The sequence below is a fragment of the Bradyrhizobium commune genome (assembly GCF_015624505.1).
In the GTDB taxonomy this organism is placed as follows: Bacteria; Pseudomonadota; Alphaproteobacteria; order Rhizobiales; family Xanthobacteraceae; genus Bradyrhizobium; species Bradyrhizobium commune.
On the sequence record NZ_CP061379.1, the window covers coordinates 2,317,942 to 2,332,816 of the forward strand.

At 63.2% G+C, this 14,875-nt stretch carries 12 protein-coding genes; 7 read left to right on the top strand and 5 right to left on the bottom strand.

Translation table 11 applies throughout. From position 1 onward, the window contains the following. Positions 1-354: 354 nt before the first annotated feature. Together IC761_RS10890 and IC761_RS10895 are read right to left on the bottom strand one after the other, a co-directional pair. Positions 355-1,185, bottom strand: coding sequence for an alpha/beta fold hydrolase (locus tag IC761_RS10890; RefSeq protein ID WP_195803240.1), 831 nt, complete (start codon positions 1,183-1,185; stop codon positions 355-357). A 123-nt stretch (positions 1,186-1,308) separates the two neighbouring features. Then, positions 1,309-3,105: a ShlB/FhaC/HecB family hemolysin secretion/activation protein gene (locus IC761_RS10895; protein WP_195803241.1), complete on the bottom strand. Its 1,797-nt coding sequence runs from the start codon at positions 3,103-3,105 to the stop codon at positions 1,309-1,311. 131 nt (positions 3,106-3,236) lie between these two features. Here IC761_RS10895 and IC761_RS10900 point away from each other — a divergent pair, with 131 nt between their 5' ends. Then, positions 3,237-4,439, top strand: coding sequence for a FecR family protein (locus IC761_RS10900; RefSeq protein WP_195803242.1), 1,203 nt, complete (start codon positions 3,237-3,239; stop codon positions 4,437-4,439). Positions 4,440-4,501: 62 nt separating this feature from the next. Beyond that, positions 4,502-7,246 (top strand): EAL domain-containing protein, encoded by a 2,745-nt coding sequence (locus tag IC761_RS10905; RefSeq protein ID WP_195803243.1) that lies wholly within the window; start codon positions 4,502-4,504, stop codon positions 7,244-7,246. Between the two features lie 3 nt (positions 7,247-7,249). Here the strand turns inward: IC761_RS10905 and IC761_RS10910 are convergent, their stop codons facing one another. Beyond that, positions 7,250-7,510, bottom strand: coding sequence for a hypothetical protein (locus tag IC761_RS10910; protein ID WP_195803244.1), 261 nt, complete (start codon positions 7,508-7,510; stop codon positions 7,250-7,252). 276 nt (positions 7,511-7,786) lie between these two features. Between IC761_RS10910 and rocF the strand changes: the two genes are divergently transcribed. The 4 genes from rocF (at position 7,787) to IC761_RS10930 (ending at position 11,119) form a co-directional block, all read left to right on the top strand. After that, positions 7,787-8,764 (top strand): arginase, encoded by a 978-nt coding sequence (gene rocF / locus IC761_RS10915; RefSeq protein ID WP_195803245.1) that lies wholly within the window; start codon positions 7,787-7,789, stop codon positions 8,762-8,764. Positions 8,765-8,924: 160 nt separating this feature from the next. After that, positions 8,925-10,196 (top strand): sulfite dehydrogenase, encoded by a 1,272-nt coding sequence (gene soxC, locus IC761_RS10920; protein ID WP_195803246.1) that lies wholly within the window; start codon positions 8,925-8,927, stop codon positions 10,194-10,196. Then, the gene (locus tag IC761_RS10925; protein WP_195803247.1) at positions 10,183-10,725 is read left to right on the top strand and encodes a c-type cytochrome; all 543 of its coding nucleotides are present in this window, start codon (positions 10,183-10,185) and stop codon (positions 10,723-10,725) included. Before soxC ends, IC761_RS10925 begins: the two co-directional genes overlap by 14 nt. Positions 10,726-10,837: 112 nt before the next feature. Then, positions 10,838-11,119, top strand: a complete 282-nt coding sequence (locus tag IC761_RS10930; RefSeq protein WP_195803248.1) for a hypothetical protein — start codon at positions 10,838-10,840, stop codon at positions 11,117-11,119. A 23-nt stretch (positions 11,120-11,142) separates the two neighbouring features. Here IC761_RS10930 and IC761_RS10935 read toward each other — a convergent pair whose 3' ends face one another. Both IC761_RS10935 and IC761_RS10945 read right to left on the bottom strand, forming a co-directional pair. Next, complete coding sequence (locus tag IC761_RS10935) at positions 11,143-12,357, bottom strand: mandelate racemase/muconate lactonizing enzyme family protein (protein WP_195803249.1); 1,215 nt, start codon at positions 12,355-12,357, stop codon at positions 11,143-11,145. 498 nt (positions 12,358-12,855) lie between these two features. Beyond that, positions 12,856-14,103: an NRAMP family divalent metal transporter gene (locus IC761_RS10945; RefSeq protein ID WP_195804620.1), complete on the bottom strand. Its 1,248-nt coding sequence runs from the start codon at positions 14,101-14,103 to the stop codon at positions 12,856-12,858. A 502-nt stretch (positions 14,104-14,605) separates the two neighbouring features. Between IC761_RS10945 and IC761_RS10950 the strand changes: the two genes are divergently transcribed. After that, positions 14,606-14,797, top strand: coding sequence for a DUF3606 domain-containing protein (locus tag IC761_RS10950; protein WP_195803250.1), 192 nt, complete (start codon positions 14,606-14,608; stop codon positions 14,795-14,797). The last annotated feature ends 78 nt before the right edge of the window (positions 14,798-14,875 follow it).

Consider the following 14,875-nt stretch of genomic DNA (forward strand, 5'->3'; position numbering starts at 1 on the left):
ATGGGCCACCGGATGAACATCATTCGCCGTCCGTCATCCTTTCTGCTGATCCCTGTCGGTTCATCCGGCAGGGATTTGCATTTGGCAGGCTAGTCCAACTAGTTTGCGGATCTGGCGCACCGCGCCCCGCTCAGCCGCAGCAAGATCCCGGAAATTGCGAGAGGTCGATGCGGGCGATGATCGACCGTAGCAGCCTGCTGGCCGAACGATAGAGCTGGCGTGCGAACCTGCGCGTTCTCGACGCAGGCAGGCCAAAGCTTTCGCTGTAATGCGACACCGGTTTCTCCGACGCTGTACGGCTCTTCTATCGCCGTCGGTTGGGAGCTGCCTTGATCTGCCGCAATGCGTTCCCGGCTAGTAGTCGGCGGGATTCATGATCATCGGGCTCGTCGTATCCGCCGGCGCGAGCGCGCTGCTGGCGCTGTCGCTGAGGAAGCGATCGAGTGTCGCCTGGATCTTCTCCTTGACCGAGTCGGGTCCGCGGTCGCTCATCTCGGTGTGCTGTGCACCGGTATGAACGATATCGATGCCGCGCGCTTTGGCCTCTTCCGGTGTCGGCAGCACGCCGGGGTCGGTCACGAAATGCGGATCCTTCGAGCGGAATGACAGGATCTTCATGTGATCGTTGAGCACGAAAGGCACCCTGAGATTGTCGAGCGTAATCACCTTCGACACCAGCTCGGGATGCTGACGGGCGACATACATGGAGACGTCGCCGCCGTTGGAATGACCGACCAGCGTGATGTGGTCGTAATCGGCGTTCTCCTGCCGCCCCCTCAGCTCGTTCAGCACGAACAGGATATTGGCCTCGCAACGCATATAGACCTCGCGGCGGCCGACATATTGCTGGCCGACATGGGTCATCAAAGGCGGATCGCTCGGCAGGTCCTGCTGGATGCTCGCGACGAGATAGCCGCGCGCAGCGAGCACGTTGGCAAGGAACGAATACTCGGTGGCCCTGACGGTGTTGCCGTTGCTGATGATGGCGAGCGGAAGCTTCCAGAGGCCGAGATTGGCCTTGGTCTCGTAGTCGCGTCGCACCGCGATCTCGACGGAGATCGGCCGCTGGCGCGATGCGTCGAACAGGGTCAGCACCTCGTGACGGATCGCGAATTTGCTCACGATCACGTACTGGCCCACGCCAAGGGCGACGAGAAAAGCCAGAATTGCAAACACCCTCTTCATGGTTCCGTCTCAATCACATTTGACTGAACATGGCCATCGGGAACGCCTGGATCGAGCGATCGTGAGCATGTTACGGGATTAAATTTAGGCAAGTCTGTGAGGTGGGTCCCAAAAGGGCGCAGGCTAGAGGCAGTTTGCCTTGCCGCGTTCCGAGCAGAGCCGGAAGGCGCTCGAGAGCGTGAACAGGAAGCGCGGGCTGCGGCGCTCATTGTCCGGTGCCCGGTAGCTCAGCGGCACGGCGACGCCGAAATCGGCCTGGAGATCGTCCCACAGGAAGAACCGCGCGCCGACGCCCGCCGAGGTCAGCGCCAGGCCGTCGCTCAGGCGATAGCCGTCGTTCCAGACCGCGCCGGCGTCACCGAAGGCGTAGAGCTGGTAGCCGCCCCAGTAGCGGTAGTTGAGCTTCTGGTCGAAGCGCAGCTCGAGCGAACCGGCAAGACCGTTATCGCCGCTGATCTCGGCTGCGCCATAGCCGCGGCCGAAGGCCGCGCCGCCGAGATAGAATTGCTGCGAGGTGAAGAGCGGCCGCGATGCGGTCTGGCTCGCCGCGGAGAGCTTGAGCGACCAGGTGTCGTTGAGCGTCTGGTAGCGCGTGAACCAGAGGTTCAGCACCGAGAAGTCCGAGGAGGCGCCATCGCGCGACAACAGATCGTCGCCGAATTGTGAGGCGCCAAAGATGTTGAGGCCCTGGCGGAACGTCAGCGTCGCGAAATTGGTGCCGCCGAAGCGATCCTGGAGGCGGTAATCGGCGGTGAGGCTCGCAGTCCTGATGTGGTCGTTGTACCAGGGACCGTAGAGGTCGTGCTCCGACACATTGCTGAAGGTCGTCGCCGCAGTCAGGGTCAGCGAGGAAGATTGCGACTGCAGCGGGACGATGCTGGCGCGCAGCTCGAAGGCCTCGGTCGTGGTAATGTCGCTGTCGAGGCGCCGGGCGTCACCCGGCCGGACCGCGCTGTACAGCACCGATCCACCGAGCCGCACGCCGTCGACTCCGACCGGCGCATCATAGGACAGGCGGCCGAAGCCGAGCTCCCGCGGGTCGTTCGCGATCGTCGACAGGTTAACCGCGAGCGCGTCGCCGGGCGTGAGGTATGAGTTGAACGCGCCCGTCGCGTAGGTCTGCCACGGACCGACCGACGACGAGCCGAGATTGTCCAGCCCGAACGAGGTGAAGACGTGCCACGTTTTTACATAGACGGTGAGGCGGAAACGACCGGTCATACCGCCGATCTCCTCTAGCGCGGTATCGGCGATCCGAACACCCGGCCTGCCGTTGATGAGGTAGAGCTGGCGTTCAAGCGTCGCCAGGCGCGACGGCTGCTCGGCCAGGACCGGTCCAAGCATCGGACGCACGCCGAACTGCTCGGCGCCGTCGCCTTTCAGATCGACTTGCACGATCGCGCCTTCGATCGCACGGATCTGGACGCGGCCGTCGGTGATGTCCTGCGGCGGCACGATGGCCCGGCTGAGATGGAAACCGTCGGCGCGGTAGAGATCGCTGATCGCACCGGCAATCGCGGCAAGGTCCGCTTGCGAGACCGTCTTGCCGAGATAGGTCTGGTAGACCGCGGTGATGCGCTCGCGTGGAATGGCGTGAGCGCCGCTGATATTGACGTCGCGCAGGACGAACTGCGGCCTGGTATCGCCGCCGGTGTTTGGCTGGCCGACACTCGGCAGCTTGACCGGGGGCCGGTTCAACGACTCCTGCTCGGATTGGTTTTCGAAATATTTTTCGGGCTGACGTGGATCGAATCCGGGCTGGTTCGCCTGTTGCGCGAATGCTTGCGGAATTCCCGTAAAAATTGGTGTCAGCACGAGCAAAGCGGTAAGCAGATGCCGCTTCTCATTGCGTGCAGCGAACCACTCTCCGTAGTTTGACGGAGTTATCCCGAGGATGCGGTAAAGGTTCGTTAGCCACATGATTTTTCATAGTTTTTTATGGTCAATGAAGAGTTAATGCGGCCGTTAGATTTGCCGGTTCCGGCTAATCGGATGTTGAGTGATTTCGGATACGCCTCAGGTTCCGGCGAAACAGCGGACTGAGGATCGTCATGCTCGGTAGAATGGGATTGCGGCGCGCCTTGATGGCCGCGCTGGTACTGGGAATGGCCTCTGACGCATTCGCCGCTGATGACGGCGTCTGGTCGGTGAGCAAGGCTTCTGGTGAGGTCTGGGTTGCGACCGACGGCGCGCAGCAGGCGTCGTTGAACCAGGAAGAAACGCTCAAGCCCGGCGATACCATTCGCACCGGGCGCAACGGCCGCGTGCTGCTCGTCCGCGGCGAGGAAACGATCCTGATCTCGCCAAACTCGGTGGTCGGCCTGCCGACCGAGAAGAAGGACGGACTCTCGACCACCATCATCCAGCAGGCGGGTTCGATCCTGCTCGAGGTCGAGAAGCGCAACGTCAAGCATTTCGAGGTCGAGACGCCTTATCTCGCCGCCGTGGTCAAGGGAACGCAGTTCAGCGTCACGGTCGGTGCAGGCAGCACCAAGGTTGGCGTGCTCCGCGGCCAGGTCGAAGTCTCCGATTTCAAGACCGGCCAGATTGCCCAGGTCATGCCGGGACAGGTGGCCACCGCCTTCGAGCACGGCAAGCCCGGTCTCAGCCTGAGCGGCTCCGGAACGTTCAATGCGATCGAACAGGGCAAGCCACGCGCGTCGGCGGTCGATCGGATTCCCGTACCGAAATCGGGGCTGTCGGCGCAGCGCAATGCGGCCAACGGACACGCGATCCATGCGCTCGGTCCGATGGACAAGGGCGTCAAGACGGCCGGCGTGCCGACGCAATCGCATCAAGCGTCAAAAGGTCAGACGCCCAAGGCCGGCGTCGTGCGCATCTCCGGCACGCTCGGCGAGGTCAGGCTGAACTTCCACAAGGTCACGCATGGACTCGCTCACGACGCCGTTGCGGTGGGGCGCGTGCGTAACGCGAACGCCAGCTCCGATACGGTCTGGAGCGATACCAAGACGAGCGTGGCGACCACAGCTGCAAACAGCTCCACGGTCACGGCGGTCACCTTGAGCAGCAGTGCCGCCGCCGCCAGCGCCGCATCGACGTCGTCGAGCGCAACGACGGCCGCTGCGACGACCAGCAGCGCGTCGAGCGGAAGCCCCGGAAGCGAAAGCAGCGAGAGTGGCGCGACCGGCAACGGCAACAGCGGCAACGGCAACAGCGGCAATGGTAACAGCGGTAATGGTAACAGCGGAAACGGCAACAACGGCAACCATTACGGCCAGTACAAGCATCACTAGGATCGTCTCGTCGCCATAAAGGGGAGCACTGCGGCATCCGCCGTGGGTGCGGGGGAGCAAGGGTGAAACGCTATCGGCCGCATATTCTTGTTGTGATCGCACTTGCGGTCGTGCTGTCGACGGGATGGCATGGCGCACTGCGCAATGCGCTCACCGATCTGCGGTTCGCCTGGCAATCGCGTGCGGCTAGCGGAGACGTCGTCGTGGTGGCGATTGATGCGCCCTCGATCGACCGGATCGGCGTGTGGCCGTGGCCGCGCCGGTTGCACGCGGAGTTGCTGCACAGGCTGGAAGCCGCCGGCGCGCAGGAGGTGGCCTTCGATGTCGATTTCAGCACGCCGTCCGATCCTGACTCGGATGAGGCCTTCCTCAAGGCGCTTCGCGAGGTCGGCGGTTCGACGATCCTGCCGTCCTTCAAGCAGCCGGGGCCGACCGGTGGTGCGGCTCACGTCAATCGTCCCTTAAAGCCGTTCGGCAACCAGTCGTGGCCGGCCCTCGTCAATGTCGCGATCGAATCCGATGGTCTCGTTCGTCGCTACCCGTTCGGTGAGAAGCTCGGCGACACCGTGATGCCATCGATGGCCGTCGTGTTGGCCGGACAGGACGTTAATCGGCGGCCGCCGTTCCTGATCGATTTCGGTATCCGCGCCGCCTCCGTGCCGCGTGTCTCCTATGCCGATGTGCTCCGCGGCGATGCCGAGACCCTGGACAAGCTGAGAGACAAGAAGATCATCGTCGGGGCCACCGCGCTTGAGCTCGGCGACCGCTTCAGTGTTCCAAACGGCGGCATCGTGTCGGGGCCGGTGCTTCAGGCGCTCGCGGCGGAATCGATCCTTCAGCATAGAACGCTGCGCTGGACGTCCGATTTCGGCATGATGCTCGGCCTCGGCCTGATCTGCCTGTTGATGATGTATTCGTGGCGCCGCATCGCGCCGGGTCTGCGCGTGGCGATCCTAGTTGCGGCAGGAGCCGGTGTCGAGTTGATCGCAGCCCTCGTGCAGGCAAGATGGCCGCTCGTCATCGACACGTCGCTCTTCCACATTGCCATCATCGCCTACCTGACCGCGATAGCGCTCGACGAGATCGATTTCCGCAGCCTTTTGGGACGCATCGCCGAGAGCCGCTTTCACCGCATCGCGATGTCGCTCGGCGACGGCCTGGTCTGCACCGACGAGGATCACCGCATCACGGTGTGGAATCCCGGCGCCAGCGCGATCTTCGGCTACATGCCGACCGAGATGATCGGGCGGTCGTTCGAGACCCTGTGCGCGGTGCCGGCCGACAATAGCGCGAGGCCCTTCGCCATGAGGGATGCCGCGCGCCAGGCGCTCTTGGTTCCGGGGGGCGCCGTCGTCGTCGAGTTCGAGGGACGGCGCAAGAACGGCGAGACATTTCCGGTCGAGGCGAGCTTCTCGGGCTGGCAGGGCGCGGACGGCTTCCAATATGGCGCGATCCTGCGTGACATCTCGGTCCGCAAGCGCGAAGCGGAGCGTGTCCGATATCTCGCCGAATATGATGCGCTGACGGGTCTCGCCAATCGCAACACGCTGCATGCGGGGCTCGTCGGCTTGATCGCTAAAGCGGAGCGGCGGTCTTCCGAGGTCGCGCTGCTGGTGCTTGGCCTCGATGGCTTCCAGCAAATCAACGACATGCTCGGCCATGCGGCCGGCGATCTCGTGTTGCGCGCTGTCGCCGCGCGCCTGAAGACAGAGGTGGGCGAGACCGCGATCGTGGCCCGGCTCAGCGGTGACGAATTTGCCATCGCGTTCGATTGTGCTGAAACCGGCGAGCCGGTCGCCGCTTTCGCGGAGCGGATCGCACGGGCCTTCGAAGCGCCACTCGCAACGGGCGCGCGGCAACACCGCGTCAGGATCAGCATCGGTGTCTCGGTCTATCCGGAAGCCGGACAAAACGCCGACGATCTCATGGGCAACGGACATCTTGCATTGACCAAGGCAAAGATGACGCGGCGCGGCAGCCATGTGATCTTCGAGAGCACCATCAGGCAGGAGCTGGAGAACCGGCTGACGCTGGAGAGCGAGCTTGCACTCGCCGCGGACCGCGGCGAATTCGAATTGTTCTACCAGCCCCAGGTTCGCCTGGTCGACGGCAGCCTGATCGGGGCCGAGGCACTGATCCGCTGGCGACATCCCGCGCGCGGCTACGTCTCGCCCGGAGAGTTCATGCCGGTCGTCAACACGTCGGCGTTGTCCGAGCGGATCGCGAGCTGGGTGATGGAGACCGCCAGCCGGCAGGCCCGGGCGTGGGAATTGTCGGGCAACAGTGTACGTGTTGCGATCAACCTGTCGCCCTCGCAGCTGCACTCAGGCGATCTCGCCCATTCGGTCGCGGTGCTGCTCGCGACGACGGGGCTGACGCCATCGCTGCTCGAGCTCGAAGTAACCGAAGATATCCTGCTGCACGACGAAGGCCGCGTGCTCGACCTGTTCAAGCGGATCCAGGAGCTCGGCGTCCGCGTCCTGTTCGACGATTTCGGCACGGGTTATGCGAGCTTGAGTTATCTGAAGAAGTTTCCGCTCGATGGACTGAAGATCGACCGATCCTTCGTGCTCGACCTGCTCTCGGATTCCGACGATGCCGCGATCGTCGGTTCGACCATTGGTCTCAGCAAGCAGCTCGGTCTTACCGTTGTGGCCGAAGGTATCGAGAACCGCGCCACCGCCGACTTCCTGGTCAGCATGGGATGCGAGGAGGGGCAGGGCTATTTCTTCGGACGCCCGATGCCTGCCGAGGCATTCGAAAAGCAATTCCTGATGGTCGGACGCGAATCCGTCAACGCTGCCTGACGTCTACCGCCGACGCGCGACAGCGACGCCGAACAGAAATGCAACGAACAGGCTTGCAAGCGGTGCTTCGCGTGTAATCGCGGCAACAGTCGACAGCGGCCGGCCAGGTTTTCGGGCTTCTTCGATTGCATGGGTGAGGCGATCGACGGCCGCACGCAGACCTCCCGCGACTTCGCCGATGGTCCGAGACACGTCGGTCGCTGCGTCGATGGCGCGTTCGGCCATGCCGGGTTGGGGATCGGGCTGTGGTATGTCCGTGCTCAAGCTCGACCTCCAAACCAGGCAAAGATATTGAGGCCGGCACCTTTGGCTATCCGCGCGAGCGCTCGTTTTGAACAGCGGGTCAAAAGACCTTTGGCTATCCGCGACAGGCGCCGTCTGTAGACGGCGGGTGCCGGCCTTGCAGTGAAAATGCGGTGTAAGAGAATTTGTTCCGAGATGGACGCTCGCGCCCCGGATTTTCGGTCCATAATCCCCGTGAAACGACGGGTGCGAATCTCTGTTAGGCTGGCGCAGTCTTGCTGATCTCGGGAGATTGCCGTGACCGATCGGACCATGACGGATCGAGCCCGGCGCATCGCCTTGCTCGGCGCGCCCATCGACATGGGGGCGTCGCAGCGCGGCACCTTGATGGGCCCCGCGGCTTTGCGCACCGCCGGCCTTGCGACGCTGCTTGAGAGCCTGGATTTCGAGGTCGTCGACTACGGCGATCTCTCCGTGGCCGAGGTCAGAGACCTCGCCGACCGGCCGCCGGAGAAGGCCAATCATTACCGCGAAATCCAGCGCTGGACGCGTGTGCTCAGCCGTCGCGGCTACGAGATCGCGCAGACCGGCGCGATCCCGATCTTCCTCGGCGGCGATCACACGTTGTCGATGGGCTCGGTCAATGCCATGGCGCGGCACTGGCAAGAGCGCGGACGCGAGCTGTTCGTGCTCTGGCTGGACGCGCATGCCGACTACAACACGCCGGAGACGACGATCACCGCTAACATGCATGGCATGTCGGCGGCGTTTCTGTGCGGTGAGCCGGGGCTCGATGGTCTGCTGGGCGATGATCCGCGCGCTTCGATCGATCCTGACAGGCTCGATCTGTTCGGTGCGCGTTCGATCGACAAGCTCGAAAAGGAGTTGATGCGCGCACGCCGGATCAGGATTGTCGATATGCGGCAGATCGACGAGTTCGGTGTCGCCGTGTTGATCCGGCGCGTGATCGAGCGGGTCAAGGCGAGCAACGCCGTGCTGCATGTCAGCTTCGACGTCGATTTCCTCGACCCCTGCGTGGCGCCGGGCGTCGGTACCACGGTGCCGGGCGGGGCGACCTATCGCGAGGCGCATCTGATTATGGAGCTGCTGCACGATTCCGGCGTGGTGGGATCGGTCGACATCGTCGAGCTCAATCCGTTCCTCGACGAGCGCGGCCGCACGGCCCGCACCGCGGTCGAACTGATCGGAAGCCTGTTTGGCCAGCAGATCGCCGATCGGCCGACACCCAGCAACGCGATTGCGCCGGGTGAATGACGCGCGAGCCGTTTGTGCATCGCAAAGAATGGAACTGCTGTCGCGGGCAGCGGATTTAGATCAGTCGTGATCGAAATCGCCTGCTTTTGAAATACGCGCGAATTGCAAATGCGCTTCGTGAGAGGTTTCATGCTGGCCGAGCTTCAGCCGAGGAACCGCCATGAGCAGTACGATCGATGCCGACGAGAAATCAGCAAGGACTACGCGCCGTCGCTTCCTCCAGGGTGGTAGCGCAGCCGCAGGCGGCATTGTTCTAGGGACCGGCGCATCGCGTGCCGCGGAGACCGAAAATCTTCCACCAAACGTGCCGGAATGGATGAAGGCGCCGGGCGATCCGATGGGTAGCCAGCCCTATGGCACACCGTCGCCGTACGAGAAAAACGTCGTCAAGAATATCTCGAAGAATCTCAAGCAATACATTTCGGCGTCGGGCCGGACGCCACTGCAGGAGCTCGATGGCATCATCACGCCGAACGGGTTGTTCTACGAACGGCACCATGGCGGTGTTCCGACCATCGACCCGGCTCAGCATCGGTTGATGCTTCATGGGATGGTCGAGCGTCCTCTGATCTTCTCGATGGACGATTTGCGGCGCTTTCCCTCGGAGTCGCGTATCCACTTTCTCGAATGCTCGGGCAATCCTGGCTATACCAAGCCCTATGGCAAGACCGCGTCGGACCTCGTTGGCCTCTTGAGCTGCGCGGAATGGACCGGCGTGAGCCTGAAGCTGGTGCTTCAGGAGGCTGGGCTGAAGCCGGAGGCCAAATGGGTGATCGCCGAAGGTGCCGACGCGGCAGCGCTGACCCGGAGCATCCCGATCGAGAAATGTCTTGAAGATGCCATGCTCGTGTATAGCCAGAATGGCGAGCGGTTGCGTCCGCAGCAAGGCTATCCGCTGCGATTGCTGTTGCCGGGCTTCGAAGGCAACATGAATGTGAAGTGGCTAAGGCGGCTCCATGTGACCGCCGAGCCCGCTTATTCGCGCGAGGAGACCTCGAAATACACCGACCTTCTGCCGGACGGAACGGCGCGAGAATTCTCCTTCTACATGGAAGCGAAGTCGATCATCACGCGCCCCTCGGGTGGACAGCGCCTGAGCGCGCCTGGCTTCCATGAGATCACGGGCATTGCCTGGAGCGGGCATGGCAAGATCGCCCGTGTCGAGGTGTCCGTCGATGACGGCAAGAGCTGGCAGGAGGCGAGGCTGCAGGAGCCGGTGCTGACGCGAGCGCTCACGCGTTTTCGCCTGCCGTGGCAGTGGGACGGCCGGCCCGCCGTCATCCAGAGCCGCGCTATCGACGATACCGGCTATGTGCAGCCGACATTCGCGGAACTGCTCGCAGTGCGCGGTGAGAACTTTTTCTACCACAATAACGCGATTTGGCCCTGGCGAATCGCGGCCGATGGTGAGGTGACCAATGCGCTGGCGTGAGATTTTTGGCATCGCCCCAGCTCTGCTACTGTGCGCTTGGTCGGGCCATGCGTGGGCGCAGAGCCCTTATGGCATTGGGCGACCCGCAACGCCGGCCGAGATCGCTGGCTGGAATATCGATATCGGGCGCGATGGCACCAATCTGCCGGAGGGACATGGCTCGGTCAGTCGGGGGCGAGAGGTGTTCGCGCAGCAATGCGCCGCCTGCCACGGCGACAAGGGCCAAGGCGATCTCGGCGATCGTCTCGTTGGCGGGCAGGGGACAATCGGTACCGCAAAGCCGATCCGCACAGTCGGAAGCTATTGGCCCTATGCAACGACGCTGTTCGACTACATCCGCCGCGCCATGCCGCAAAATGCGCCGCAGTCGCTCAGTAATGACGAGGTGTATGCGGTCTCGGCCTACATTCTGAGCTTGAACGGATTGGTCGCAGCTGATGCGACGCTCGACGCAAATTCCCTCGCGGCCGTCAACATGCCGAATCGTGACAAGTTTGTCGGCGATGCGCGGCCCGATGTGAAGCATTGAGCTGTGTGCTCGTTGGGTTCCAACGCATTGGCTCGGAACTTGCTTAATCCCCGGCGGAACTCGTTGGGGCGGAATTGAGTTAGCCCACGAGAGAAAAACAGCGGATTCTTCGATGTCAGATCGTTTCGCGAACTCTATCTCCATTACGCTTCGTCATCCCGGCGTGATTGCGCTGATCGTGGCCGGCGTCACGATTGCAGCAATGCTGGTGGTCGACCACGGACCGTGGAATCGCGCCAAGACGCAGCCGGCCCATGTCGCGATGTACGCAACCACGGGCGAAGCGGCGCACGCGGCAGGCGCCAAGGTGCTTCCGACCGAACCAAGATCGCCGGTCGAGCCGGAACGGCCGGGGCCAAAGACATCCCCGACCGTCAATCCCGTGACGCCCTAATTTGCTTCAGTTCTTGTTTCGCTTCAGCTCTTGCGGCCGTAATTGAGCAGCCCGCCGCTCGTCTTCGGCGGATGCGCGCGAAGCGCGTCCTCGTTCGGCTCGGTGCCCCAGCCTGGCCGGTCCGGAATGATCAGATGACCGTTCTGGAATTCAGGCTCGTGCGTGAACAGCTCGCGGTCCCAGGCGAGGCGATCGATGTCGATCTCCATGATGCGCAGATTCGGCACGGCGGCGCAGAAATGCGCGTTCATCATCGAGCAGAGGTGGCCGTAGAAATTATGCGGCGCGACGTTGACCTCGAAGGCCTCCGCGGCTGACGCGATCTTCATCGACTGCCATACGCCGTTCCAGGGCGTGTCGATGATCGCGACGTCCATCGCCTGCTCGCGGAAATAGGGCAGGAACTCGCGCAGGCCCAACAATGTCTCGCAGGACGAGATCGGGTGCGGGCTCTGCCTGCGGATGTAGCCGAGCGCCTCCGGATTGAAGCTGTCGATCTCGATCCAGAACATGTCGAGGTCGGCGATGCTGCGCAGGATCTTCAGATAGCCCTCTGTCTTGGCGTTGAAGTTGCAGTCGAGCAGGATGTCGATGTCGGGGCCTGCGCCGTCGCGGATCGCTTCGAGATGCATGCGCAGGTCGCGCAGGATCTTGCGGTCGACGTTGATCTCGGGGGCGAAAGGCGAGCCGAATCCGGGTCGCCAGCCGGTCGGCTTGCCGTCGTCATAGGAGAAGATGTTGGTCTTGAGCGCGGTGAATTTCTTCTCGCGCACCTCGCGTCCCATCGCCTTGACGCCGTCGAGGTTTTCGATCGGCGGCTTGTACCAGGACGGGTGATTGATCCGCCACGTCGCGCAGTGTGACCAGTAGACCCGGACGCGGTCGCGGATCTTGCCGCCGAGGAGCTCATAGCAGGGCACGCCGAGGCATTTCGCCTTGGCATCGAGCAGCGCATTCTCGATCGCGCCGAGCGCCTGCGCCACCACGCCGCCGGCTGCGGGACGGGTGGCCGCGAACAGCTCGGCATGGATGCGCTCGTGCTGGAAGACATTCTGGCCGATAACGCGTGTGGACAGGCGCTGAATCGCAGCGCCGACGCCCGGCGAGCCAAAACCCTCGTCGAACTCGCTCCAGCCGACGATGCCGTCATCGGTCGTGACCTTGACGAAGTGGTAGTTTCTCCAGCCGGCGTCGCAGGCGAAGATGTCGAGACTTGTCGCTTTTGATGACTTTGTCATGTCGCTCCCCGTCGCCCGGCCCGCCTTTGTGACCCGGTCGCAAGCCCGAGCACAGCCACAATTGTTAGGCTAACGATCGATCGGCGTGAAGCCTGCGGAGCGGAAGCCGGCCTGCATTCCGGCCGCGTTTCGAGGCAAAGGCCGGTAGAATCTGCTGGGGATGGCCATGATGTTTCCCGGGATCGTCCTGAAATTGCGCCACGGCCTGACGTTTTTGGCCACAATCGGAACCGACCCTGCGGGCCATGAAATTCATGGCCATGATCTCGATACTGGCGCTGCTCACGATGAGCGGGGCGGCCATTTCCGATCAGCTTCTGACGGCCGATCAGCACGTTGCGCGTGGGGTGGAGTAGGCGCGGCGGGCGGAGGGCGATGTTTGTCTTTTGGGGGGACAGCGATGCTTTCGGTAGACCAGTTCTTGCGGTTCATCAGCGTGCCGGCCGTGTTCGCGGCCTTCATCATCGCGTCGCAGATCTCGGCGGCGCTGTCGCCGGTCTAGCCGAGCACGGACGAGCCGAGCAGAGCGAGCACGGCGAGCGCCATCAGCGCGGTGCCGAGCCAGCCCAAAGCGACGAGCCATGACCGCGCCTTGAAGCGGCCCATGATCGTGGCATTCGAGACGATCAGCATCATCATCGCCATGATCGGCACCGCGACGATGCCGTTGATCACGGCGCTCCACACCAGCATGTGGATCGAGTCGATCCCGGTGAAACCGAGGCCGAAGCCGATGATGGTTGCGGCCGCGATGATGGTGTAGAAGCCGGCCGCCTTCTCGGGGCGAGCCTCCAGCGTCGCGCGCCAGCCGAAAATCTCCGCAACGCCATAAGCCGCCGAGCCCGCCAGCACCGGGATCGCCAGCAGGCCCGTGCCGATGATGCCGAGCGCGAACAGTGCAAAGGTGAAGTCGCCGGCGAGCGGCCGCAGCGCCTCGGCGGCCTGCGTCGCCGAATTGATGTTGGTGACGCCGTTGGCGTTGAGCACCGAGGCCGTGGTCAGAATGATGAAGTAGGCGATGCCGTTCGACAGCAGCATGCCGAGGATGGTGTCGGCCTTGATGCGGGCGATCTCGGGATCGCCGCCGCTGGGCAGATCGCGCAGCGGCTTGTCGCGCTTGCCCTGGTTCATCTCCTCGACCTCTTGCGAGGCCTGCCAGAAGAACAAATAAGGGCTGATGGTGGTGCCGAGCACGGCGACCACCATCATGAGATAATCGGCGTTGACGGTCGCCTTCGGCCACACGGTCGCAAGCAGCGCGGTGCTCCAGGGGATTTTCACCGTAAAGGCGGTCGCGACATAGGCAAACAGCGTCAGCGTCAGGAATTTCAGCACCGGCGAATAGCGCCGATAGGGCAGGAAGACCTGGAGGATCGTCGAGCCGGCCGCGAAGATCAGCGCATGCTCGTGGTTGAGCCCGCCGATCACCAGCGACAGCGATTCCGCCATCGCGGCGATGTCGGCGGCGATGTTGAAGGTGTTCGCGGCAACGAGCAGCGCGACCAGCCCGAGCACCAGCCAGCGCGGCGCGAGCGCCATGACGTTGGCAGCGAGTCCCTTGCCGGTGACCCGGCCGATCTGCGCGCTCACGAGCTGGATCGCGATCATGAACGGCGTGGTCAAAAACACCGTCCAGAGCAGGCCGTAGCCGAATTGCGCGCCGGCCTGCGAATAAGTGGCGATGCCCGACGGATCGTCGTCGGCCGCGCCCGTGATCAGGCCGGGGCCCAGCCGTCGCAGCAGCATCGGCCCCGACTTCGTCGGCGCGACGACACTGTCGTGTCTGGAGGGGCGGCGTTTTGACCGGTTCGACAAGGCGTTCTTTCCGGAATTACGAATTCAGGGCACAAGCCCCATCATAGCCGGAAAGTTCCATTGCCGCATGACAAGCCGACGCCTGCGGCGCGCGGTTTGACTCGTCGGGCAAAACACCTGTAGATTGCTACCATCGAAAAATCGTCGAGCCCGCGCCGCCACCGGTCGCGGGCTTTGTCGTTCAGGTCGCCAACCTTCGGGCCGCAAACCTCGCGCGACATGATTGGCCGCGCCCGCGACAGCTCTGCCGGCACATCAGTCCGCGTATCGTCCAGATATTTCCAGCGGCGACGGAACGTCCGCCCACCACGCAGGTTGATTCTGCGGCGACGGAATCTTCGCAAGCCGCGGGACAGTCCCCATCGCGACGAAGGCGGCGTCACGCCCGCCTTGTCGCGGTCCGCCGCTCCCTCCTCGTCTTGAAAGAAAGCTCATGAACAGGCCCCGGCCGACCTATTTCCGCAATGCGATCGATCTGCGCGACAAGGTGCAGGTCAAGGTCTTGCGCAAGCGTCTCAATCTGTCGAACGATCAGTTCGCCGAAGTCTTTCGGAAGTCCGGCAATTCGATCTCGGGTATCGCCAAGGAGGCGGCCGTTTCGAAACCGGGCAAGGTCGTGGCATAGGCCGCGCGCGGCTTGCCACATTATTTCCGCCGGCCGCGCCGCGGGCCGGAACGAGCCATTAGTCCGACGATTTTCTCG